Origin of the sequence: Mycoplasma sp. 1199, assembly GCF_034863365.1 — a bacterium.
In the GTDB taxonomy this organism is placed as follows: domain Bacteria; phylum Bacillota_I; class Bacilli_A; order Mycoplasmatales; family Metamycoplasmataceae; genus Mycoplasmopsis.
Genome location: NZ_JAYFFA010000001.1, coordinates 194,349 through 220,434, shown reverse-complemented (window position 1 = coordinate 220,434; position 26,086 = coordinate 194,349). Strand labels below are relative to the sequence as shown.

17 protein-coding genes are annotated in these 26,086 nt (G+C 27.1%); 9 read left to right on the top strand and 8 right to left on the bottom strand.

All coding sequences use genetic code 4. The annotated features are described in order from the left end of the window. Nucleotide 1: 1 nt before the first annotated feature. The 6 genes from atpA to VBM89_RS00890 all read right to left on the bottom strand — a co-directional run bounded on the left by atpA (nucleotide 2) and on the right by VBM89_RS00890 (nucleotide 4,337). Nucleotides 2–1,582, bottom strand: a complete 1,581-nt coding sequence (gene atpA, locus VBM89_RS00915; protein ID WP_323188450.1) for a F0F1 ATP synthase subunit alpha — start codon at nucleotides 1,580–1,582, stop codon at nucleotides 2–4. A 3-nt stretch (nucleotides 1,583–1,585) separates the two neighbouring features. Further along, nucleotides 1,586–2,146: an ATP synthase F1 subunit delta gene (atpH, locus tag VBM89_RS00910; protein ID WP_323177420.1), complete on the bottom strand. Its 561-nt coding sequence runs from the start codon at nucleotides 2,144–2,146 to the stop codon at nucleotides 1,586–1,588. A gap of 62 nt (nucleotides 2,147–2,208) precedes the next feature. Continuing rightward, complete coding sequence (atpF, locus tag VBM89_RS00905) at nucleotides 2,209–2,754, bottom strand: F0F1 ATP synthase subunit B (RefSeq protein WP_257088735.1); 546 nt, start codon at nucleotides 2,752–2,754, stop codon at nucleotides 2,209–2,211. Nucleotides 2,755–2,759: 5 nt separating this feature from the next. Beyond that, on the bottom strand, nucleotides 2,760–3,062 hold the full coding sequence (gene atpE, locus VBM89_RS00900) for an ATP synthase F0 subunit C (RefSeq protein ID WP_257088737.1): 303 nt from the start codon (nucleotides 3,060–3,062) through the stop codon (nucleotides 2,760–2,762). A gap of 19 nt (nucleotides 3,063–3,081) precedes the next feature. Continuing rightward, a complete protein-coding gene (locus VBM89_RS00895; protein WP_323177418.1) occupies nucleotides 3,082–3,861 on the bottom strand; it encodes a F0F1 ATP synthase subunit A in 780 nt (259 codons plus the stop codon). 20 nt (nucleotides 3,862–3,881) lie between these two features. Then, a complete protein-coding gene (locus tag VBM89_RS00890) occupies nucleotides 3,882–4,337 on the bottom strand; it encodes a hypothetical protein (RefSeq protein WP_323177417.1) in 456 nt (151 codons plus the stop codon). A 538-nt stretch (nucleotides 4,338–4,875) separates the two neighbouring features. Between VBM89_RS00890 and VBM89_RS00885 the strand changes: the two genes are divergently transcribed. The 6 genes from VBM89_RS00885 (at nucleotide 4,876) to VBM89_RS00860 (ending at nucleotide 16,554) form a co-directional block, all read left to right on the top strand. Beyond that, nucleotides 4,876–5,871, top strand: a complete 996-nt coding sequence (locus VBM89_RS00885; protein ID WP_323188449.1) for an Mbov_0400 family ICE element protein — start codon at nucleotides 4,876–4,878, stop codon at nucleotides 5,869–5,871. Between the two features lie 605 nt (nucleotides 5,872–6,476). After that, nucleotides 6,477–8,045 carry a type I restriction-modification system subunit M gene (locus VBM89_RS00880; RefSeq protein WP_323188448.1) on the top strand — a complete coding sequence of 523 codons (1,569 nt, stop codon included), beginning with the start codon at nucleotides 6,477–6,479 and terminating at the stop codon, nucleotides 8,043–8,045. Then, nucleotides 8,045–9,985, top strand: coding sequence for a restriction endonuclease subunit S (locus VBM89_RS00875; RefSeq protein WP_323188447.1), 1,941 nt, complete (start codon nucleotides 8,045–8,047; stop codon nucleotides 9,983–9,985). Before VBM89_RS00880 ends, VBM89_RS00875 begins: the two co-directional genes overlap by 1 nt. A gap of 71 nt (nucleotides 9,986–10,056) precedes the next feature. Beyond that, a complete protein-coding gene (locus VBM89_RS00870) occupies nucleotides 10,057–10,548 on the top strand; it encodes a restriction endonuclease subunit S (RefSeq protein ID WP_323188446.1) in 492 nt (163 codons plus the stop codon). Nucleotides 10,549–10,623: 75 nt separating this feature from the next. Then, entirely contained in the window at nucleotides 10,624–13,866 is a 3,243-nt protein-coding gene (locus VBM89_RS00865) for a type I restriction endonuclease subunit R (RefSeq protein WP_323188445.1), read from the top strand. A 114-nt stretch (nucleotides 13,867–13,980) separates the two neighbouring features. Continuing rightward, nucleotides 13,981–16,554, top strand: coding sequence for a UU173 family protein (locus VBM89_RS00860; RefSeq protein ID WP_323188444.1), 2,574 nt, complete (start codon nucleotides 13,981–13,983; stop codon nucleotides 16,552–16,554). A gap of 56 nt (nucleotides 16,555–16,610) precedes the next feature. Here VBM89_RS00860 and VBM89_RS00855 read toward each other — a convergent pair whose 3' ends face one another. Beyond that, nucleotides 16,611–18,857, bottom strand: coding sequence for a hypothetical protein (locus VBM89_RS00855; protein ID WP_323188443.1), 2,247 nt, complete (start codon nucleotides 18,855–18,857; stop codon nucleotides 16,611–16,613). After that, nucleotides 18,850–21,414, bottom strand: coding sequence for a S8 family serine peptidase (locus VBM89_RS00850; RefSeq protein ID WP_323188442.1), 2,565 nt, complete (start codon nucleotides 21,412–21,414; stop codon nucleotides 18,850–18,852). Before VBM89_RS00850 ends, VBM89_RS00855 begins: the two co-directional genes overlap by 8 nt. 275 nt (nucleotides 21,415–21,689) lie before the next feature. On the opposite strand from VBM89_RS00850, the gene dnaE reads away from it, so the two are divergent. The 3 genes from dnaE to VBM89_RS00835 are packed head-to-tail and all read left to right on the top strand — an operon-like array spanning nucleotide 21,690 to nucleotide 26,053. Beyond that, nucleotides 21,690–24,605: a DNA polymerase III subunit alpha gene (gene dnaE / locus VBM89_RS00845; protein WP_323188441.1), complete on the top strand. Its 2,916-nt coding sequence runs from the start codon at nucleotides 21,690–21,692 to the stop codon at nucleotides 24,603–24,605. Further along, nucleotides 24,598–25,509 carry a 5'-3' exonuclease gene (locus VBM89_RS00840; RefSeq protein ID WP_323188440.1) on the top strand — a complete coding sequence of 304 codons (912 nt, stop codon included), beginning with the start codon at nucleotides 24,598–24,600 and terminating at the stop codon, nucleotides 25,507–25,509. The genes dnaE and VBM89_RS00840 overlap by 8 nt, the downstream gene beginning before the upstream one ends. Then, on the top strand, nucleotides 25,490–26,053 hold the full coding sequence (locus VBM89_RS00835; RefSeq protein WP_323188439.1) for a dephospho-CoA kinase: 564 nt from the start codon (nucleotides 25,490–25,492) through the stop codon (nucleotides 26,051–26,053). Before VBM89_RS00840 ends, VBM89_RS00835 begins: the two co-directional genes overlap by 20 nt. The last annotated feature ends 33 nt before the right edge of the window (nucleotides 26,054–26,086 follow it).

Below are 26,086 nucleotides of genomic sequence, written 5' to 3'. Positions count from 1 at the left end.
ATTATTTAAGTAAGTCATTGTATTTTTTAGGAAATGCTTTATGCAACTTAGGATCATAGTTAGGAATTGTAGCGATGATGTTTTGTACTATCTTAACTAATACTTTTTCTGTTGTTTGGTAGTCTTCAGGTGTGAATAAACCTTTTGAAGCAATGTTTGAGAAAAGTTCCATACCTTCAGCTGTTTTGTTTACAAATGCAATAACGTTGTCTCTGTATTCTTTAATGTATTCTTTTGGAAGTGGGTTAATAATTCTTTCTTTAACTCCTAAAAGAATAATAGCTTGTGTAACTTGTGGAATCGCAAAGTATTGTTCTTGTTTTAAAAGTTCATATACTTTAGCACCGTGTTCTAAAATTGATTTAGTTGACTCATCAAGGTCAGAACCAAATTGAGCAAAAGCTAACATTTCGTTGTATTGAGCAAGTTCAAGTTTAAGTGAACCAACAACTTGTTTCATAGCTTTAATTTGCACAGCTGAACCAACACGAGAAACTGAGAAACCGATATCAACAGCAGGTCTTTGTCCTGAGTTAAATAGTGATTCTTTTGTGAAAATTTGACCATCTGTAATTGAAATTACGTTAGTTGGAATGTAAGCTGAAATATCCCCTTGTTGAGTTTCAATAATTGGAAGAGCAGTAATTGAACCTCCACCATTTTCTTTGTTAAGTCTAGCTGCACGCTCTAAAAGTTGAGAGTGCAAGTAGAAAACGTCTCCAGGGTAAGCTTCACGACCAGGTGGTCTTCTTAAAAGAAGTGAAAGCGTTCTATATGCAACTGCGTGTTTTGATAAATCATCATAAACAATTAATACGTCTTGTCCTTGAGACATTCAGTATTCTGCAATAGTAACTCCTGTATATGGAGCAATGTATTGTTGTGGAGCTAATTCTGAAGCTCCTGCAACAACTACTGCTGTGTAATCAAGTGCACCAAATTCATTAAGTTTGTTAACAATTTGCGCAACTGTTGAGTTCTTTTGTCCAATTGCTACGTAAACACACTTAACGTTTTTACCTTTTTGGTTGATGATAGCATCAATAGCCATAGCTGTTTTACCAGTTTGACGGTCACCGATAATAAGCTCTCTTTGACCTTTACCGATTGGAATCATTGAGTCAATTGCAATAATACCTGTTTCAAGTGGTTGGTTAACTTCTTCTCTAGTCATAACACCAGGAGCAATTTTGAAGATTTCACTTTTAATTGTTCCTTGAATTTTACCTTTGCCATCAATTGGTTCTCCAAGAGCGTTAACAACTCTACCTAAAAGAGCATCACCAACATTTACGTCAATAACTTGACCTGTTCTTTTAACAATGACTCCTTCAGAAACAGAGTTAGCATCACCAAATAAAGCAACTCCAACTGTTTCTTCTTCAAGGTTTAAAGTAAGTCCATAAACACCGTTGTCAAAAACTACGATTTCTGCGTTTTTAACCTTTTGAAGACCTGATACAACAGCAATACCATCACCAATTGAAATAACTTGACCAATTTCTGATCTGTCAGCTACTTTACCAATGTTTTGAATTCTTTCTTTAATGATTGCAGAAATATCATCTAATTTGATAGCCATAAATTACACCTCCTTTTCTTTTTGTTTAAAAATAATTTCGTTTTTGATTTTGTTTAAGTCATGTAGTATGTTCATTTCAATAACTTCAGTTTTAGAAACAATTCTAAATCCACTAATAATATTTGGGTTAATTACATTGTGAATTTCGATTGTACGTCTTGTAACTTTTTGAAGTTTGTCATTGATTTGTTGAAGTTGCTCATCACTTAATGGGAAAGCTGATTCAACTAATACATAACGAATTCTTAATGCATCATTTGATAACTTTAAATATTCAATGATTATGTTTTTTAATTGAGACACCATTTTTCTTTGAACTATAACTTTAATTGAGTTAATTACAATATAGTCAAACTGATTTTTATCAAAAGCCATATCGATTGTTTTGAATCTTTCAGCTTCAGGAATTAAGTCATTTCCTAAATATTCGATAAAGCCTGGAATTGTGTCAATTAAATCTTTAACAGCCTCAAATTGAGGTTGAATTAATTTAAATTTATCTTGTTTTTTGACCAAGTCATAAATTGCTACTGCATATGCAGATGTATTTCTTTTTTTGTACATAATAAAATCTTAAAAGTTTTGCTATTTTACTTTTATAGTAGTTATATAGCTGTAAAAGTTAATTACTCACTTGATTCAAGATAGTTTTTAATAATTTCATCTTGAGTTTGTGGAGAAATTTCTTTACGTAAGATTTTCTCTGCTAATTCTGTAGCTACTTGGATTACATATTTTTTAGCATTAGCATCAAATTCTTTCTTTTGCAACGCTATATCTTGGTTAGTTTCTTCAAGTAATCTATATGATTCAGCTTTTGCTTTGTCAATATAAGTTTTAGAAACTTCACCAGCTTTTATTTTTGCTTTGTTAACAATGCTATCTGCTTGCTTGTGAGCTTCTTTAAGTTTTTCGTTTGCATCGTTTAAAACTTGTAAGCTGTCTTCTTTTTGTTTAATAGCACTGTTGATATTTTCTTGGATGAAATTTGTTCTATTTTTCATCATCTTTTTAACTGGTTTATATAAAAGATATGTAAGTAATAAAAACACAATTAAAAAAGCGATGATAGTAGCAATCATCATTGGAACACTCGGAAATAGTCCGTTGAATTTTTCTTGGACTTGTTGATTCAATGATTCTTGCTTAAGATAAATTAAATTTTGAACCATAGTTATTATTTAATGAACATTAATAATAAAGCAATAATAAATGCATAAATAGCAGCTGTTTCAGCAATACCAACACCGATAATTAACATTAAACGGATTTTTGATTCTGCTTCAGGATTTCTTCCAACAGCTTCTGCAGCTTTACCAGCAGCATAACCTTGTCCGATACCTGTTCCTAAAACACCGATTGCAGCTAATCCTGCACCAATAGCAACAAGACCTGATTTGATGTCTCCACCATTTTGTGCAGCTGCTTGAGTAGTGTTGTTTGCAGTTTCTTCTAAAAATTTTGTTACTGTTTCAATCATAATTAATCCTCTTTTCTATTTAATAAATTGCTTGTGATAATTGTGAATTAAGGTTTTTGTTACTTCTTACAATTTTTGATTTACCTTTTTTAAGTTTTTTAGGCTTAACTTCTTCTGCAGTTGACTCAATAGTTCAGTATACAAGTGTTAAAAGTGAAAATATGTAAGCTTGTAAAGTAGAGCCGAATAAGTCAAAATAAAAGTGTAATGCAGGTGATAAAATCAATCCAAAGAAGAATTGTTGATTACTTGACCCTGTTACTTTTGTCCATATTCACCCACAGAATGAATAAAATAAGAAAATAACTGTAGATCCTCCTATAACATTTCCATAAATACGAAAACTAAGAGAAATAAGAGGAGATACTTTACCAGGTAAATCAAGTGGGTTGATAAATGATTTTAGATATCTTCACTTACGGTATACTGCACCACAAACAAAGATACCAAGTCAGCTCATTAAAGCTAATGTTAACGGAACTGAATAAGATGTTACGATTGGTTCTAAACCAAAGACAGCTGTAAGGTTACCGATTAGAATAAAAGTAGCTAAAGTCAAAATATAGTATCTTGAATTTTGCACTTGTGTTCCACCAGTTGCATCATCAAAAGTTTTGTCAATGAACTTAACATAACCTTCAGCAATGAGTGCTACACCTTTCGGAGCTTCATTTGGTTTAATTTTTGATACTTTGAAATAGACAACTAAACAAATAATTAGCACTATAAAAACAGTAACTACAAGCGATAACATTTGTGGTTGATTTCAAACTCAAAGACCTTTTAAAAATGTATCCATCCTGCTCATCTCCTTTCTTTTTAGTTTCTTATTTTTTTATTAACTATTTCTGTGATGATAATCACAAAAACATTAGTTAATATTCCTCCAGCAAATGCAAAGAAATTAAATGGCTGATCTAATACTTGCAATACTGAATATTCGGTAATCTGCATTTGTTTTAGGTACTCTGTATTAATAAAAAACATTAAGTACACGATCGCACCTAAAATTAAGAAAAATAAAACTGATTTTAAAATCGATAAAGCATACAATTTTGTTTTTTTATTTCTTAGAAATAAATACGCAAAAAGTCAGTTTAATTTAAATAAAAAATAAATTAGTAGACCACCTAATGCATACCCAAAAAATAGACCACGATTAATTCCTATAAGAGATAAAAACACTACAGAAATTAATAAAAAAAAGATTGCAAATATAAAAGTATGCATTTGCATATATGTCATTTTTTTTATAGCCTTTTTAATTGGTAGCATGTTTCTATTTTAATACTTTTAGAAAGTTATATCACCTTTTTTACAATATTTTTTTAGGTTGCTAAAATTGGTGAAATAAGTTAATAAAATAATAGAAAAATCCATAAATTAAGTTTTAGTAAGATATCAAAATCCACACACTAAAATTTTATGGATTCTAATTGGCAAAAATATTGAATTTTCAACTTAGTTGGTAATTTTTTTATACTTTTTTGGTTAGAGAAACATTAAAATAAAAAGGATAAAAAATTAATTTTTGGCTATAATAATCCTAAATCAAGAATAATAGAAATAATAATATAATTATTTTTAAAATATTTTGATATCAGATTTTAAAAAAATATAAATTTTTATAAATTTTTTCAGAAAAATTGTAAAAAGTTGTTATAATATAATTAACATTTGATATATGAGACACTTGAAAGCTTGAGTCGCTTGTAGAGCTGATAGTTTATATATCAGGTGACCGTGCGCAGAAACAGAATAGTATGGGCGTGTTTTCTAGATGAAAACATGGCTTTTTTATTATAATTTTTATATGTTAATCTTCAGAAATAAAAAAAGAACAAAATTCAATAAACAAAATCCTAGTTCTTGTTTTGATAATAAAGGTAATTTAATATCTCCATATGATAATGATGAAAATCACTATGGCACTATTGAAGTAAGAGCAAATTTTCAAAAAAATAATAAAGATGAATGAAGAAGTAATAACAGACCCATTATAGCATTCTATATAGGTCATAAAGTTTGTTATTTAAATTTAAGAACTGCAATTAAGAAAAAGAAAAATCAACCAAAAATTGATATATGAAAATCTCCTTTCTTCTATAAAGTTCCTAAATTAGGAGAAGTATTAATACAAGCAATTGATAAAAATACAGGATTAAAATACGATTCATATGTTGATACAACTTCTATTCAAATTATGGATAAAAAATTATTCAAAGAAATCTATATGAAAAATCAATTTGATTTGAATAGAAAAGTATCATGGGTTGTGATAAATAAAATAATGTCTCAAATAGCATTAAATAAAAATCAATATACCTTACAGGAAGTATATAAAGATCCAAATGAGAATAAATTAAAAAGTACAATTATCCATTCTATAAGAGATATTACAGATGAAGGGACTATTATTGAGAATTTTAATGACATTACTGTAGATAATACTTTTAAAAGAATTTATGATAAATTGCATTACTTATCCAATATATTCTTTTATCCTGACAAAGATGTAATGTCAGAATTTTCAAAAAATCTAAATATAGATTACGTTATTAGAAAATACAAATTACCATATAGAATCTTTTTTGGCCTTTCATTGAAAAAAGCAGGTTTTACCTTTGCTAATGACTCAACTAAAATATCTTCTGAAGAAATTAATAGACACTTTGATAAACCTGAAGATTTTATAAGCATACCGCTTTTAAGAAAAAATAAAGATGATAATAACAATAGTGAATTAACACTTTCTGAAGCTTTATTTGAAATAGGTGAATTATTCAACAGAGAAAAAAGCAAAAGCTAGGATGATAATAACTTGTATTTACTATCAAGATTATCTAAATATACATTAATAAATAATTTTATGGTGATATAATAAAAATGACATTTTGTTCAAAAGGCTTGAAAACTTGAGTCACTTGTATGGTTGATAGTTTACATACACAGGCGAGTGCACAGGATATATTGTTTGCTATGTTACGGAAACATAGCTTTTTTTATATCTTTTTTATGCTACATACTAAATCGCTTTTAATACAAATTCGATAATTTTGAATAAAACATTTCATTCTAACACTTACTATGATAATGTTAAATTAGTAGTGCATAACATATTTAATTAAGAAATTAATTTTAATCAGAAAATATATTTTTTATTTTTAAGCAATAACAATTTCTCTTATATTTTTTGTAATTCTGTTTATTTTTTGTTTTTTAGAATAGGTATAGGTAACGAAGGTTATCGATTTATTATAAAAAATAGTTATATGAACTGACTAAGTGTTGAATATTTTTTTAAATAAAAAAATAACACCACAATAACGTATATCCAGCATTAAAATATAAAATATTTTAATATAATATATAATTGAAAATAACTATAAAGAGGTCTTAAATCGAAAGGAACTTATGGACAACACAAAAGAAACACAAAGAGCTGAATTACATAAAACAATTTGAAATATAGCTGACCAATTAAGAAGTCAAGTTGACGGCTGAGAATTTAAAAACTATGTACTTGGAACACTTTTTTATCGTTTTATTTCAGAAAGTATCACAAGATATGTAAATAGCATTCAACACGAAAGTGGTGATTTAGAGTTTAATTATGAAGCTTTAAGTGATGACGAAATTACCAATAGCATCAAGGAAGCTATCATTTCTGCAAAAGGGTTTTTCATTTACCCATCAGAACTTTTCACAAATGTTGAAGTTAATGCTGCTAATGATGAAAACTTAAATGAAACACTTGAAAACATCTTTAAAAACATTGAAAACTCTGCAAAAGGTCGTTCAAGCGAAGGAGACCTTAAAGGTCTTTTCCAAGATTTTGATGTTAACAGCAACAAATTAGGAAATACAGTTCCAAAACGTAACGCTACATTAAGAGCACTTCTTACAGGTATTAAGAAAATGGAACTTGGAAAATTTGAAGACAACACTATTGACTTATTTGGTGATGCATATGAGTTTTTAATTTCTATGTATGCACAAAACGCAGGTAAATCAGGTGGTGAATTTTTTACTCCACAAGAAGTAAGTAAATTACTTTTCAAACTTGCTCTTGGAAATAGAACTGAAGTTAGAAAAGTTTATGATATGTGTGCTGGTAGTGGTTCTCTATTACTTCAATCAGTTAAAGTGCTCGGGAAAAACAACATTAAAGAAGGTCTTTATGGACAAGAAATTAATGTTTCTACTTATAACTTATGTAGAATCAATATGTTCTTACACGATATTAACTACAGTAAGTTTAAAATCATTTGTGATGACACATTAACTCATCCTGGTTTAGATGAGGAAGAACCATTTGATGTAATCGTTTCTAATCCACCTTACTCAATTAAATGGGAAGGCGATGCTAATGCAACATTAATTGCCGATCCTAGATTTGCGCCAGCTGGTGTGTTAGCTCCTAAATCTAAAGCTGACTGAGCATTCGTCCAACACGCACTTCACAAACTTTCGGCAGATGGTACAGCTGCAATTGTTTGTTTCCCTGGAATTATGTATCGTGCCGGAGCCGAAGCTAAAATCAGAAAATACTTTGTAGATAACAACTTTGTTGATGCAATTATTCAATTGCCAGACAACTTATTCTATGGAACAAGTATTTCAACTTGTATCCTTGTAATTAAGAAAAATAAAACAAGCAATGAAGTTAAATTCATTGACGCAAGTAAGGAGTTCATTAAAATTGCAAATAACAACAAGTTAACTGACGAAAACATTCAAAACATCATTAACTTATACAATTCAGACGAAGATAAAATAAATGTCCTTAAAATTGTTAGAACTGAAGATATAGCTAACAATAATTACAGCCTTTCTGTAAATACTTATGTTGAAAAAGAAGATACAAGAGAAGTTATTGATATTAAGAAACTTAACGCAGAACTTAAAGAAATTGTTGCTCGTCAAGCTGTTTTACGTAGCGAAATCGATAAAATCATTGCTGAACTTGAAGGTGAAGAATAATGAAATTATTTAGAGAATTACTTCAAAAAGAAACAATAAATAATGATTCAATAAAACACAAAACACTTGAAGAAATAGTTGTTTTTGAAAACAACAAAAGAATTCCAATCTCAAGTGAAAATAGAATAAAGGGTAACTTCCCTTATTATGGCGCTAATGGTATTCAAGATTATGTAAATGATTATATTTTTGATGGCACTTATATTTTGATAGGCGAAGATGGAAGTGTTGTAAAAAAAGATGGTACTCCTTATTTACAATTTGTCTCAGGAAAGTTTTGGGTTAATAACCATGCTCATATAATAAAAGAAAAAGATGTAAATGAGTTAAATTTAAGATATCTATATTTTTATCTTTCTAATTTCAATATACAATCATTTGTCACACCTGGTAATAGAGCAAAACTAACTTTAAACTCAGCTAAAAGAATTAAAGTTATAGTGCCTAGTTTGCAAGTCCAAAACAAAATAGTTGAAATTCTTGACAAATTTAGCGAATATTCAGCGGAGCTGAAAGCGGAGCTGAAAGCTAGATCCACACAGTATGAATACTACAGAAATTCATTGCTTTCAAATCAAGAAAAAGAAATTGGTAGTGTAACTAAAAAACTTTGAGAAGTCACTGTTTGAAATAGAATTTTCAATGATTTTGATAAAGATAAACAAACAAAAAATATTTCAAAATATCAGTATATTTCTGCGAGTGAAGCTAAAGATTTAATTGTTGATAATGGAAATATAAAATTATTAACAACATCACCATCAAATATTTTTACTTCAACTGAAAAATGAAACGGAGAAATCCATGACGATGAAATTGTTTATATTCCAAGAGGTGGAAATCCTTATATTCAATATTGAAATGGTAAATTTATAAACGTAGGGAATATAATAGCATCATCATATGATAAAAATGTTTTATCAAATAAATATTTATTTTACTTTCTAAAATCTAAAGAAAATCTTATATCTAAAGCATATAGAGGAGCAGGTATATTGATGCCATATATGCCTGAAATTCTAGAAATTGACATAACAATCCCTTCAATCGATATTCAAAATAAAATTACTGATGTATTAGACAACTTCGAATCAATTTGTAAAAATCTTAAAATCGGTCTTCCTGCAGAAGAAATAAAAAGACAACAACAATACGAATTTTATAGAAACTCTATCTTTGAATATCTTGAAACTAACTCATTTGAAAAATTAATGAGAGAGAGAGAGAGAGAAGATAACTTAACCACAGGATTAATTAAGTTAATTCAATATATTTTTGATCAAACTATTTCATTAAAATTATCTAAACTAATTCAATTTACAAATGGATTTAACTTCCTAACAAATGCAAATTTTGATGATAGCAAACCTGCAGCATCAATCATAAAAATAGCAAACATTGACAAAAACAACAATTTAAACATTAATAATGCTGAAAAATTTAATTTTAGTTCATATCCTAACAATGATTTATCTAAATACAAAGTTAATAAAAATTGCATATTAATAGCTATGTCAGGAAACACAATTGGTAAAACTTATTTTTCAAGCGAAGAATTAAACTGCTATATAAATCAAAGGGTTGGAAAAATCGAAACCCAATTAGATATTATTAATCTAAAATTCATTTACTTTTATCTAAATAAAATAATCCCTAATTGAATTAAACAGTTTTACTTAAAATCTTCACAACCAAATATAAATACTTCAGATATCTTTGATATTGAAGTAAAGGTTCCTTCTCTGGAAATACAAAATAAAATAGTTAATACACTAGAAAATTTTGAATCAATTTGTAAAGACCTTAAAATTGGTCTTCCTGCAGAAGAAATAAAAAGACAACAACAATACGAATTTTATAGAAATTCAATCTTTGAATATCTTGAAACTAACTCATTTGAAAAATTAATGAGAGAGAGAGAGAGAGAGAAGATAACTTAACCACAGGTTTAATTAAGTTAATTCAATATATATTCGGAACTATAAAAATTAAGTTAAAGTACTTTGTGACAATGAAATATGGAAAGGGAAACAATATTCCATCCACAGAAAACGGAATTTATCCTGTTTATGGTGCTAATGGTATTGTTTCTTATTTTGATGAATATAATAATGAAAATTCTGCAATTGTAGGTCATATAGGTAGTGTAGGTAATGTTATTTGAGGAGATGGAAAACATTTTGTTACATATAATGGAACAATCATTAAGGGCTTAAAAAATATTACTAATGACAAATTTATATATTATTTATTATCTTCTATGAAGCTACACCAATACCAAAAGGGTAGTCAACCCTTCTTATCAATCAGTGATTTTAGTGATATAGAATGTATTTTACCATCACTAGAAACTCAAAACAAAATAGTTGAGATTCTAGATACTTTTGACACTATGTGCAACAATTTAAAAATAGGTCTTCCGGCTGAAGAAGCAAGAAGACAACAACAATATGAATATTATAGAAATTTAATATTTGATAAATTATCAGATAAAAATAATTAACGCTTTAATACCTATATCCAAGCTGTATAAAACTAATATAAGCAACATATAACAACAAATAAAGGTGGATTTACTATGGCAAAAGAAAATCACGCAATATTACATACTCCTGAAAACACAGTTATTGCTGAGTTTGATTTTGAAAAACAAAGACAAAGACCTACAAATTATCAGTCAGAAGCCGATTTAGAAAAAGAGTTTATTAATCTTCTAACTAGTCAAGGTTATGAGTATATTCAAATCAAAAATTCAGAAGAACTTAAAAATAACTTTAGAAATCAAATTGAAAGATTAAATCAAGTTACTTTTACAGATAGTGAATGAAGACATATTCTTTCTGAAGTTTCAGGAGAAGGTAAAGGTATTAAAGAAAAAACTGAAATTATTCAAAAAAATAACATTATCCCTCTTAAAAGAGAATTATCTAATGGTGAATCTCAAACTAAAAACATTAGATTAATTGACTTTAAAAATCCACAAAGCAACATACTTCAAGTAATTAATCAATATGAAGCTGACCATGGTAAATACAAAAATAGATATGATGTAACTATTTTAGTAAATGGTCTTCCTTTAGTTCACGTTGAACTAAAGAGAAGAGGTGTAGACATCAGAGAAGCTTTCAATCAAATTGAAAGATACCAAAGTGAAAGCTTCTGATCTGATGAAGGTTTCTTTGAATTTATTCAAATCTTTGTCATTAGTAATGGGACTGAAACAAAATACTACTCAAATACAACTAGGGATTTAAAAACTTCATCAAATAAATCTGGTTCAGCTGTTAAGAAAAGTAAACAATCATTCCAATATACATCATATTGAGCAGATGGTAAGAATAGAAAAATAACTGATCTTATTGACTTTACTAGAACATTCTTTTCAAGACACACATTATTAAATATTCTTACTAAATATTGTGTCTTTGATTCAAATAAGCAACTATTAGTAATGCGTCCATATCAAATTGCAGCTACTGAAGCAATCATTTCAAAAATTAAAATGATGTCTTCATTAGGAAACTGAGGTAAAAAAGATGCAACTGGATATGTGTGACATACTACCGGTTCAGGTAAGACACTTACATCATTTAAGACCGCTGAATTAGCAAAAGAATTAGATGACATTGAAAAAGTTATCTTTGTTGTAGACAGAAGAGACTTAGACTTCCAAACAATTAATGAATATAACCGTTTTGAAAAAGGAAGTGTTAAAGGTGTACAATCGACAAACATTTTAAGTCAAGTGCTTGAAAATGAAACTGTTGAAGATGAAAGGTCTAAAATCTTAGTCACAACAATTCAAAAACTTTCAAAATTTATTGAAAAAACACCTAAATCAACTATATATGATAAAAAAGTTGTCTTCATCTTTGATGAATGCCACCGTTCACAATTCGGTAAGATGCATAAAAGAATTGTTAACAAGTTCAAAAAATACTTCTTATTTGGATTTACTGGAACGCCTATATTTGTTGAAAACGCAAATACAACAAATGGACAAATGCTAACAACTGATATATTCAAAGACCAACTTCATACTTACACAATTTTAGATGGTATTAGAGACCATAATGTTCTTAAATTTAAAGTTGATTTCTTGAATACATTTAAATCTGCTTCTGGTATTGAAGATAAGAAAATATATGGAATCGATAAGAAAAGTATCAAGGAATCAGACAAAAGAGTCGCAATGAATGTTCAGTACATTCTTGAAAACTTTGATAGAAAAACCAGAGCAAAAGATGGTTACTCATTTTCTAAATTAGTTAACTATGATGAGATGGTTAAAAGCAAGGATAACACTGCTAAAGAATTAAAAGTTGATACAAACCTTCAAGGTTTCAACTCTATTTTTACAGTTGAAAATATCTTGATGGCTAAAAAATACTACCTTGAATTCAAAAAACAATTAGCAGATCAACATAGAAATTTAAGAATTGCGACAATATTCACATATGCACCTAATCCAGATCCTGAATCAGGAGTTTTTGAGGAAGAAGATATTGATATCCCTACAAATGTAACTTATGATTCAACTGATAAAGAATTCTTAGCACAAGCTATGGTTGATTATAATCAAATGTTCAAAACTAACTTCTCATTAGATGGTGCCGAAGGGTTTGCTAACTACTATAAAGATGTTTCATTAAGAATGAAAAACAAAGATATTGATATCTTAATAGTTGTTGATATGTTCTTAACTGGATTTGACTCACCTACATTAAATACTTTATGAGTTGATAGAAAACTTGAATATCACCGTTTAATTCAAGCATTTTCAAGAACAAACAGAATTTTAAACTCTGTTAAAGTATGTGGAAACATAGTTTGCTTTAGAGATTTAAGAAAAGAAGTTCAAGATGCTATTGCATTATTTGCTCTTAACGATAAAGAAGCTTCTAATACAGCTTTATTTAGAGATTATAACTTCTACTTAAATGGTGAAACTAATGAGAAAACAGGTGTGCACGTCAAAGGTTACATCGACTATGTTAATGAAATAAAAGAAAAATTCCCACTTGATAATTTAGATCACAGAATCGAATACTTCCCTGAAAGTAAGAAGAAAGAATTTGCTAAGTTATTTGGAAAAATCTTAAAATGTAAGAATACATTAATGGTGTTTGATGAATTCCAAAAAGATGCTAATGAAATTATTCCTGACAGAGACTTGCAAGATTATCAATCTTACTACTTAAATATTTGAAATGAATTTAAGGACAAAGAAAAGAATGACGTTTACAAAGAAAATATCATCAATGATATTGTCTTTGAAATCGAATTAGTTCAACAAGATGAAATTAATGTCGAATACATCATTAGATTAATTGCAACTAGATTTGCTCAAAAAACAGATACTGAAAAAGTTAAGAAAGAAGTTGGTAAACTTGCACAATCAAGTACTTCTCTCAGAAACAAAAAGGATCTTATTTTAGAATTCATTGACCAATACAATATTCAAGATATTTCAAAGACTGCTACTGAAAATGAAATTGAAATCAACACTTGAGAAGAATGAGAAAAATTCGTTCATCAAAGAGCTGGACAAGAAATTAACACAATTATTAATAGCCAAAACATTCAAGCTGAGCAAGCTAAAGAATATATTCTTAACTCTCTTGAAAGTGGAAGCTTAAAATTTGATGGACAAGCCTTGGATTCAGCTATCAAAGCACCATTATTTCCACGTGGAGCAAATTCATCAAATAGATATGAAACTAAGAAAAAAGTGTTCTCAATCTTCCAAAACTTCTTTAACAAATTCAAGGATATTCTTAATATCAAAAAGTTCAAGAATACTTTAAAAAATGATAAATAACTCAATATTACCAGAGATTCTTCTGGTGATATTTTTATTTATCCCTATGGTTCAAACACAGAAGTTGCAATCAAATATTGACAACTTGATATAATCAAAATAAAGGGTGTAAATATGGAGCAAAAAAATATTATTAAGATAACTGCAAACAACTTTCTAAAGGTTTTTTTCAAAAATCCTTTACTTATTTTTCATTCAAATAACTTAGTTGATTGAATTAAACAATCAGCTTATTTTGATAAATATAATGTATCAATTGATGATTATTTGAGCAATATTAAATTTGGCAATATTGATGAATTAGATGATGATGAGGATGAAACTAGTGAAAATACAATTGATGCAAATAAAGTGTCTGAATTTATGACTCAGCAAAACTTGCAAATGGAACTAGATACAAATTCAGACAAACTTGTTTGAAGCAATAATTTCTTACACGAATTAGATTCAATTTTTGCAAAACAAGGAAACAGCGAACAAGTTGAATTTATTAAAGTTAACGTTTCTGAATTCTTGCAATTTAAATTAGATGCATACAACTGATATTTAAATAAAAACAACTATAAACCAAATGAAGTCGGTTATATTAAGCAAATTGATAATTTAGAAGTCAAATTACAACAAACTCTTAATTACTTAAATGATGACAAAATCAAAGTAATTATTGAACCTGCATTTGCTTATAAAATCGAGAATCAAAATGATGTATTTTATTTAACATCATCAGCACTTATATATGATAAACAACTTAAAAAATATGTAGGTTTATCATATGTCGATAAGACTAAGAAAGATTTATATCAAAAAAACTTTTATAACTACAACGTACTAAATAAAGCAAATATTCCTCTTGAATCTATTAGTGAAATTATTATTAATCCATTTGTTAATAAACTTGGATTAACACAAAAAGAAAAGATTGATTTTTATGAAGTCTTTTCAGCAATGACAAAGATAAAATCGCCTTCAAAACCAAGTAATAAATCTGATAAATTAGATTGAATGAGTGAAGATGATTTTTATAATTTGTTCACCCTGATTGAACACGGATTGTTAAAATCAGGAACACTTGCATTGTATGATTCGTGAAATGAACAAGACTACTTAAATAACTTTACAAAAAATTCAAATTCCTTTATTTTGAGTGCTAAAAGAGGATATTATTGCGATAGAAGTTTAGGGCTTAATTTAGAAGAATTTGTAGCAATACCTAATGTAATTGAGACATTTAGTGAATTTATAGACCAAATAAAAGAAACTCATGATATCTATAAATCAGTTAATTCATTAATTGAAAAATCAAATGGTGCTTTTCTTACAAAAGACAAGAGAGGTAGTTCACCTGAATCATATGTTTACTATGAGCCATTTGATAGTTACATTGACAAAATCATCAATTCTTATTATTTAGCACCTGAATTATCTAATATTGATTACAACTTATTTAGATATTGTTTTAGCAAAGATGCTGAAGATAATTTTGAATTAATGAATAGTTTAAATGATTATATAAATGCATACAAAAACTCACAGATTTCAAACAGTTCTCTTATTAATATACCTACAGATGTATTCAAATCACCTGATAAATTAGTTATTAGAGCATATCTTTATGGAAAAGATTTTATACCTTATTCATTTGGTAGAATAGTCAAAGAATCTGAAGATAAAGTACTTGAGCTAATTAACAAATATGAAAAAATAAATGCAATAAATGTTAAAGCGGCTCTTGATAAAATCTTTAAAATTCACTTAAAAGATTCGGTAATTGTTTGATATGACTATGAAGGTTTTTCATCAATCTATCCAGTTATCCCTGGTACATCATCATATCAGCAAATCGTTAACCAGGTATCAGTTATCAAAACTCAAAATGGTAAAGAAATTTACAAAGAGAACTTTGTCATAGACACAAAAAACTTTGATTTATCGAAAACAATATATATGTTTAAGATAATTCACGATAAAGATGCTAAAGGTTACGTTGTATATAACAAGACATATGAAAATACAAGAAACAAAGAGCTTCTTAATTTAATTGAAATTGAATACAAAAATAATAATGAAAAAATTCAAGAGCAAATTCACTTACATTTTGAAACATTAGCTAACTTCAAACAGGCAATTAATGAAATCAACAATTTAGCAATTGACTTAAATGATATTTTTAAATCAACATCAACAGAGCTTAAATCTAGGTTAATTTCAGACAAATATTTCATTGTATTTAAAGAAAACACAAGTAATGAAACATTAGAATTAGTTAAATTAATTAATAGTGATATTGAAACATTTGCATTAGATAGAATTTGTTATATTAATGAACTACTAAGATTTAGTAGCATTAAGAAAGTTGAAAAATACATTACACATAACAATTTAAAACTCAAAACATTGATTACACCTTATTCAGAATTAGTTATTCAAAAAGGTACTATGGCAATGGAAAAAGCGCAAATTAGACATGCAAAACTAATTGGTGATTCACATTGAGAAAACGATATTGTTCCTGAACTTAAAAAGTACTGTGAAAATGATGTTAGAGCTATGATAATGGTTTATGAGCTTATTATGTATATTCTTAGAATTAAGTTCCCAGAACTTGATGAATATGAGTACAAAATTGATTCAGAAAAGTATGAATACAAGATAGAAAATGAGCAAATAACACTAGCTTTAAGAGATTAAAATAAAAACACAAGCAATTATTACAACTGAAACTGTAATTATTTGCTTGTATTTTTTTAATTATATTTAAGAATGCCGATTAATTCATTGAGAAATTCAATTGTTCTATCGATTTGGTAATTAGTTTTAGATTTAACATCATCACTAAAATAATTGTTTTGATTTTCTGTTAATTTTAATCATTCATTAAAATTAATATTTTTAGCAGCATAATTTTTCAAATGTTTGAAAAACTTATGATTTGAACTTTTGTTGTTCCTACTTGTCTCGATTACATTTTTAATATGTTGCAATTGCTCAATTAATTCATAGAATTCGTTGTTATTATTGTTTGAATTCATCATTTCGTCAGCCGAGAAATATCTTTGCTTGATATTATTTATTTCATCTTCTGTAAATGAATATGAAATATTATATAAATTACCCAAATGCGAATAGTCGCCTTGTCTTATTTTTCTTTTGAAACCTTCCAACCCTGGTTCTTTTAAATATTCAACATTTTCTCCATAAGTAGATAAGTAATAAGATATTTTAAATCATTCCATATCTTCCTTAGTAAAGTCTGGTTTGCTCTGTATTTCAGCTCATATTTCTTTCATATCTTCAGATGACTTTTCAAGTAATTCTTTTGGTATTTTAGCTAAATCAATTAATTCTTCATAATGACTTAAACCTTCAAGATCCAAAATAGATGAAGGAAGCATTCAGTAAAACCTCAATATAAACTGACATATTCTCAAAAATTTATTCATAAAAGTTGAATAAATATTTTTAGGAGTTTTAATAAAAACCTTATTACCTTTATTATTTTTTACATATAAATTATTAAATGGATTTATATTAGAATTAGCAACCCAATTATCAATACCATCCTCTGGGTCATACCAAATTAAAATATCTTCATCAGGATTAAATCAATCAAGCGCAATTGATAAGGTTGTGATATTTTGGTTAAGATCTTCTAAACGCTTGTTCATTACATTATTATAGAATTGTGATTTTCTATTTTGTGGATTTTTGAAACCATTTGTATTTAGTGTATTTAAAGATCAAAAATTTGATTCTTCTCATTTTCTAGAGATATCATTTAAATATATGTTATTGTAATAATTTCAAAATTTAGTAGTAGCTCACTCTTTGACTCAAATATCACTTCTATCTACTATCCAATCAGGGAATATATTTCGATCATCTTTTTCTGAAGAATCTACTTCAAATTCTTTCTCAGACGGCATAAGTTCCAATACTTTTTTAATTATTTGAATAGCTTCATTTTTATTGAATTTGTAGTTGTTAAAAATCAATTGATCGAAAAAGTATTTTTTATTGTTTATTAAATCTACTTCAACCTTATTGCTTGATTCATTGCTTATGCTTAGTGAGTCTCAATAATTAATTGATCAAATATTTGCATTTTTAATTAATCTTAATAAATTAGGATCACTAATAAATTTATCTTCTTCATAGTTAAATTTTCAGAAATCTATAAATTTACCTGCTAATTTAACAAATTCTTCTTTTGTTTTACTATTTGTGGTTTCTGAAAATATTCTATTCACAACTTTATGGTTTAATGTTGTTAATAAGATATCAGAAAATCAAAATTGATCACTTCTGTTTTGGAAAATATCTTTTTCAAACTTAGATATAGAGTTGCCGAATGTTCATTCAAAATTTTTATAAAAATTCTTAAAAGACTTTAAGTTAATTTTAAATTTTCTGCTCAAGTTATATTTTTGAGTTTTTTCATTGCTTATTTTTTTAATTATATCCAACCCATTGTTTAAAATTGTTTCATTAAAATTAGTTTCAGCCATATACTGAGATAATTTAGATTTTAGTTCATTTAACTTTTCAATTTTAAATGATTCGTATTCAGATTTTGGTTGCTCTTTTTCTGTATTTGGATCTATTAATTGTTTCAATAACGCATATTTTTCTTCAATTGAATTTAATGTTGATGAAATCAAAAATTGAATTTTATTTCTTTCATTGACAAAATTGATCAACGATTCATTTTTATTATCATTGGAATTTGAGAACAACAAATTCTTTAAATATATAGATATATTTTCAATAATCTTTTTAATTTCTGTTTGAAGTTCATTTGTTTGATTAATTTCACTTATCAGCGAATAAGACTCATTAAAAAATTCTTCAGGTTTATATTGACCCCCTCATATTATCTTTTTTTCTTCTTTTGTGAAAAACTTACTTTCATCTTCTTCTGAACAGCTGACTGAAGAAATTAAGGGTATAAATAAACTAGAACCTACTGTTAATAATAAAAAAGCTTTACGCATCAGTTTCACCTGATATAGTTATAGTAAGTAATCCATCATTTAAAATTTTGTTTATTAATTTATATTTATAGTCAACTAATTCATTGTATTTTGCATGTGATTTCGGTTTCAAATAAACCTTTATTTTTTGAGCGTATTTCAAATCAGCTTCTTTTATTCTTATAAATTCTATCGTTGAATTTGTACCTTCGCTTTTTAATCAAGTAAATGGTGTTTTTTCTTTGACATCAATATTTGATCAAGTTCCAACTAATGAATCAATTTCAAGCTCAAAATCAAATAAATTAGTCAATTCTTTTTTTGCTTCTTTTAAATAGAAATCATCAGATATATTAACACCATTTTCACGATAATCGCGAGTATTGATATTAAAATCAAGCATATCTCAAGATAATATTAATCTCATATTCTTTTTAATTATTTTTTCACTAATGTCAATCTCTAAAATCTTTTTAATGGTATCTTTATTTTTTATTAATAAATCTTCATAAATATTTTTATTTTTCTTATTTTTATTAAAGTTAATTGTTAAACCTTTTTTATTTTCCTTTAATTTTATAAGAGGTACTTTTTCGTCATTTTTGCTTGGTAAATTAAGATATATCTTGTTATTTAGTGTGTCTCTCAATACATCAAAATTAACAGATCCAAATCCTGTCACAGATCTAGCATTGTTATCATGTAAACTTTGTATCGGTTCATCATTCATTGAATATATTAAATCAATGTCTTTCATAAAATTTGGTGTATATCCATAAGTTGGGTAGTTATCAGTATAGAATGATGATGAAGCCAGGGCTGCTCTCAATTCTCTTATCTTTATTTTACCTGGTTTTTTATTCTCTGAAGCGCAATATAACCCTACCAAACTGGCAGCTAACGGAGTTGCGAAACTCGTTCCTCTTAAACCAATGAAATTCTTCTTATAAATATGAATCAAATATTTTGAATAAGGTGAGTCAAAATAGTAGATATTTTTATTACCTATTTCAGAGCCATAATTAACAATGAGTGGAAAATCACTAATATCAAAAGCTCCTTGGTCAGAGAAATTCATAAACTCTCCTTTTCTATCTATCGCACCAACATATATTGCATTATGTGCAGTTTTAATAAATCCAAAACTTTGTTGATCCTTAAGATTGAAATTCATTTTTCAACGTAATTTTCAATTATTTTCTCACTCATTTGTATATGTATTTATATATCTTAATAAAAGATTTGCTCTTTCATAATTTCCTGCTGAAATGAAAAACTTCACATTATATTTATTTGCATATTCATCTATCATTCCACTTAACTTAGAGTAATGTCATCTATTTCTATCTAATGAAAGTACTTTTTCTATGTAGTTATTTCTATATCCTCAGTTATTAAAATCATTCTTGTTATCAAAATAAGTGAATAATGGATGTCCTGGATACATAAGAGCAAGTTTAAATGGATTAAATTTGTGTTTATTATTTTGGTATATTTCAAATAGAAATTCATGTTTCAAGTTCATTAATGTCTTTTTAAACTTTTCAAATTCTTCAGGACGTTCCTTTTGAAAAGTATTTGAATGTCACTTAAATTCAGTACAAATTTTTCAAAATTCATCCAGATTTTTATATTTAGGTTTTTTAGCAGTATCATTTTCATCTGGTTTTGTTAGATTTTTCAAAAACTCTTTATAAGCTGTACTGTTATACATTAAGCTTTGTAAACCAACACTAATATTAATAATGTTAACTTTAGATGCAAGCATCTTCTTTATAATTAAATCAAGTGATTTTAAATCAGAATAAAAATGATCGTCTGAATATTTTTTTCATTCATTCGTTCTTAAATCAGGGTTCGCTATTCTAACAACTTCATTTTTCTTATAATCATAAAATGCAACATTTCTAGAATCATTATAATAAGTGAAACTATTTAAACTAGCACTGTGAATTTCTGCATTTTTTAAAATACCAGAATCACCAGCTATTAAATTAGAAATTTGTGTAGAATGTGAATTGAAAAATTCATATAGTATTCTTTCAGAGAACTTCATATTGTTAGTCGAATCAGAATTTCTAGAAACATTATCACTTATATTTTTAGATAATGCTTTTTTTAGGGAGTCATAATTACCATCAATTATATTATTACCAGTTACAACATCAACTGCTAACCTTTCTTCGTTATGGTTTCCTCTATAAGTTGGTAAATATAACTTCACTTTTTCAGGTCGACCCAAAAATAGGTAGGGATTAACAAAACCTAGATCAATAATACCAATCTTGATTTTTTCTGTATTCTTTACCACTTCTGGATTGTTAATATAATTATCTATTCCCATTTTTTTATGAATATCTGAAAATAATGTCTTGCTAAAGGGTCTTAATTGATCATTAAATACTTCCAAACATTTTAAGTATTTTTTTAATTCCAATTCTTTTTGTTCTTCTCTAATTTCTGCAATATCACTTGTATTTGCACTTATAGAAAACGCACCACCAATTCCAATTGATGTAAGTGATAACCCTAGAAATAATTTCTTAAACTTATTTTTAATTTTGCTAAATTTAAACATAGTCACCCCTGACTGACATTTTTAATTTTTAAAATGTCTATATATCTTGATTGTACTCCTTATTAATCTTAATATCTTATTTTTATGTAATTTTTTATAAAAAACTTTATTTTTCATATTTTTTTACACATTTTGCTTTTAAAATTCAAAAAATTGATTTTATGAACTCAAAAAAATAAGTGATTAATGAAATTTTTATGAATTTAGTAGATATATTCAATTAAAAAAATCAGGTATTTTCTGTTAGTTTAATAAAAGAAAAATATAATTTAAATATGAAAAAAATATATCTTCACACAAACACTGAATATTCATTTTTAAACTCTGCTATTAGAGTTGAAAAACTCATTAAATTAGCAGTTGAAAATAATTTAGAATTCTTACCTTTAACAGATAAAGAAAACTTATATGCATTGCAATATTATTGAGATATGCAAGATAAGTTTAATATCAAACCGCTTATTGGTATTGAACTTGATTTATCACAAGGATTTACTGTTATTGCATTAGCTAAAAACAATAATGGATACACTTTTATTAATCAACTTATTTATGCTAAATCTGAAGGTAAAGAAGTTTCATACTATGAACTTGATAATTCAGATATTTTCATTATTGACCATCAATACCTAGGACATAGGGCTAAAGGTATTGCAGTTGATAAATATTTAAGTAATTTTTATTTAAATAATAAAACTCCACTTGAATATCAAACTGTCTATGCACCAGCTAAAAAAGTTTTAAATTTTGAGGATAATGAAATCCTCAGAGTTATTCAAAAAATTGGTTCAATTAACGAAGAAACTCAAACATATAATGAATATTTAGATGAAGAAGATTGAGAAGATCTTCACGAAGATGTATATAAAAATATGTTATACATTGCACAAAATTGCAATGTTTCTAAACCTAATAATTCAATTAAATTAGCTAAATTTTCAGACAATGCAGCAGCAGAATTTAAAAAATTATTAATTAATGATAGAACTAAAGAACTTATTTACAAATTCGGTGAAGATGTTGTTGTAAATAGAGTTAATTATGAGATTTCTGTTATTGCTAAATTAGGTTTTATTAACTACTTTTTGATTATTCAAGATGCAATTGCTTGAGCTAAGAAAAATAAAATTGAAGTAGGACCTGGTAGAGGTAGTGCTTCTGGGTCAATTATTTCTTATATATTAGGAATCACGGATATTAATCCACTCGAATTTGGATTGCTATTTGAACGTTTCTTAAATATTGACAGAGTTTCTCTTCCTGATATTGATATTGACATTCAAGATAACAGAAGAAATGAAGTTTTAGAATACATTAAAAATAAATATGGAGAAGAAAATGTTGCTCTAATTACAACATTTCAAACTTTAGCACTAAAAAACAGCATCAGAGATGTTGCCAGATACTTAGATGTACCACTTTCAGAAGTTGAAAAAATTTGTAATGCAATTAAGTCAACTGACTTAAGTCTTGTTGATGCTTATGAAACTAATCCAAAATATAGATCATATGTAGATAAATATCCTAACTTACACGAGTATGCTTCAAAAATTGAAGGCTTACCAAGACAAATCGGAACACACCCTGCCGGTATTATCGTTTGTGACCAACAAATTAATAAACTTATTCCTACAATTTACAATAATGGGCTAATTCAACAAGTTCAATTTACATTAAACCATTTAGAAAAATATGGTCTTATTAAAATTGACTTTTTAGCTCTTAAGAACTTAACTATTCTTAAAGAAATTGAAGATTTATTAGAACCTGAACAGACTTTTGAAAAAGTCATAGGAGATAGTTATTCAGTTCAATTAGAAGATAAAACTAAAAAATTACTTAATAACACACATACAAATGGAATTTTTCAACTTGAATCAATAGGAATGCAAAGAACAATTAAGGAAGTTAAAATTGATTCATTTGATGATATCTATGCAATTGTTTCGTTGTTTAGACCTGGTCCAATGGAATTTATTGGTACATATGGTAAAAATAAACAAAACCATAACAGAATCGAAACAATTCATCCACTATATGATCAAATTGTTAAACCTACATTTGGAATTATTGTTTACCAAGAGCAAATTATGCAAATTGCACAGCAGGTTGCAAATATGTCTTTTGCTCAAGCTGATTTACTTAGAAGAGCAATTTCTAAAAAAGATGAAAAGCTATTACATAGCTATAAAGCTGAATTTTTCAAAGGTGGATTACAAAACAATATTTCTATAGACTTATTAGAAAAAATTTATTCAAATATTGAAAAATTCGCTGCTTATGGATTTAATAAATCACACGCTGTTGCTTACTCATTAATTTCATATAAGTTAGCTTTCTATAAAGCGAACTACCCACTTATTTTCTATAAAGTGTTAATTTCGAATTCATCATCAGACCAGCAAAATATCAAAAAATACACTGTTGAAGCTAGTGATCAAGACATAAAAGTTCAATCACCTGAAATTAACAATTCATCAAATATGGTTGAAATTGTTGATAATGAACTTTATTTACCATTCAATATGATTAAAGGAATTGGCGAAAGTGCTGTTGAAAAAATACTTGAAGAAAGAAATCAAAATGGTCAATATGAAAACTTTATAGTTGCATATCTTAGATTAAGAAATTTAGGAAACGTAACTGAGTCAAATATTGAAACACTTATTAAAGCTAATGCATTTAGAGAATTTTATGGAATGCAAACTTTATTAAATGGACTAATCATTTGCAAGCAACTTAATGATTTATTTGTTGCTTCATATAAGAAAATTGAAGGCGACAAAAAACAACAACTCCAAGAGTTTATAAAAATGCAAAATATTGAGCAAATTGAATTTGAACTCATACCAAGTGATTTAAATGAACAAATTCAATATGAATCTCAATTATTAGGAAGCATTTATAACTTAAATTCAAATATTTCAAACAAACACAATACATTAACATTAGATCAGCTTACAGATCAATATGAGTGAATTGAAGTCATGTTAACTAAAGTGACTAAGGATGCTAAAGGTAGACCTAGATTATCAGTAACAGATTCAACAAAATCTGTAACAGTTTTTGGTTTCAATAATAGAGCTATTGAAATTCTTAATGATACAAGACCTAGAAAAATATTGATTTTAATCAAAATTAGTAAAGGATTTTATAACTTTAGTGATTGAAAAGAGGTAGATAATGGATAAGAAAAGCTTACATTTATTAGTTGATGGAAACTACTTAAGTTTTCAATCATTTTATGCAACATATTATGGAAATCCTAATGACATTTTAAGAAGTTCAACAGGTTTCCCTACTAATGCAATCAACTTATTCTTCCATCAACTTCTCAAAATATTCAACCAATTTAATCCAACACACATTTTTATAGCTTTTGATAGTCAAGGAAAAACTTTCAGACACGAAGCTTTTAATGAATACAAAAGTGGTAGAGCTTCAGCTCCATCTGAATTATTTGTCCAAATGGACAAAATTAAAGAAATGTTAACTCTTTTAGAAATTCCTTGAAAAGAGCAAACCGGTTATGAAGCTGACGATTTAATCGGAACTTATGTTAAAAATGTCGCTCAAGGAGAAGAGAAAATTATCTTTTCAAAAGACAGAGACTTACATCAATTAATTCATGAACACACATCAGTTATTATTAAGAGACCTAAAAAAAATAAATTTGATTTATTAACATTAGATATTTATCCTGAAGAATATGGAATTTATCCAAATCAAGTTCCTGATTATAAAGGTTTAGCAGGAGATAGCAGCGATAACTTACCAGGTATTAAAGGTATTGGAGAAAAAACTGCTATCAGTATTCTTGATAAATACAAAAGTTTCATTAATTTATATGAACAAAAAGATACTTGAGCTGATAATTTTACAAAATCAATTATTACAAAATTAGAATCCGGATATGACCAAGGGCTATTCTGTTATAAAATGGCTCAGTTATATACAAATGTTCCAGATTTTAATGAGTCAAAAGATAACTACTTATTAAAACTTAATCTACAAAATGCAATGTCTATTCTTGATGAACTTGAATTAGTTAGATTAAAAGAAAGTATGCTAAATTATGATAGCAATAGTAGGTAAAATTTGCTCTGGTAAAACACACTTTTTAAATACTGCAAGAGAATTAGGTTACAAAACATTAAATCTTGATGAATTTGTAAACGATTTATATGAAAAAAATACTGATTTTATCAACAAAATTAACAATAAAATCGGTAGTTTTTTAATCAAAAATAATCAAGTTTGAAAACCGTTTATTAAGCAATGGGTAAGTTTAAATCCAAATAACTTAAAAATACTTGAAAAGTATGTTTTTGAAGTAATTTTTGAGCACCTTAAAGCAAATCAGTACGATTTTGTAGAAATACCAATTTTATATACAAAAATAGTCGATTTTTCAATCTTTTTCTCTACAGTCTATCATATGCAAATAGATGAAGAAAATAGGACAAAATTCTTAAAAATTAGGGGTGTGGATAACTTTACAAAAGAAATTTTAGACAACCAAAACAACTACAATTGAGACACAAAAGATTTTTTTAGGTCAAAAAAGGTTGTGCATATCCCTATTAATATTAGAGATAGTAAAGAAAAAATAAAAGAATTTTTGGAGCTAAAAAAATAAGTAAGTAAAATTAGAGTACCAAAAATTTCAAAC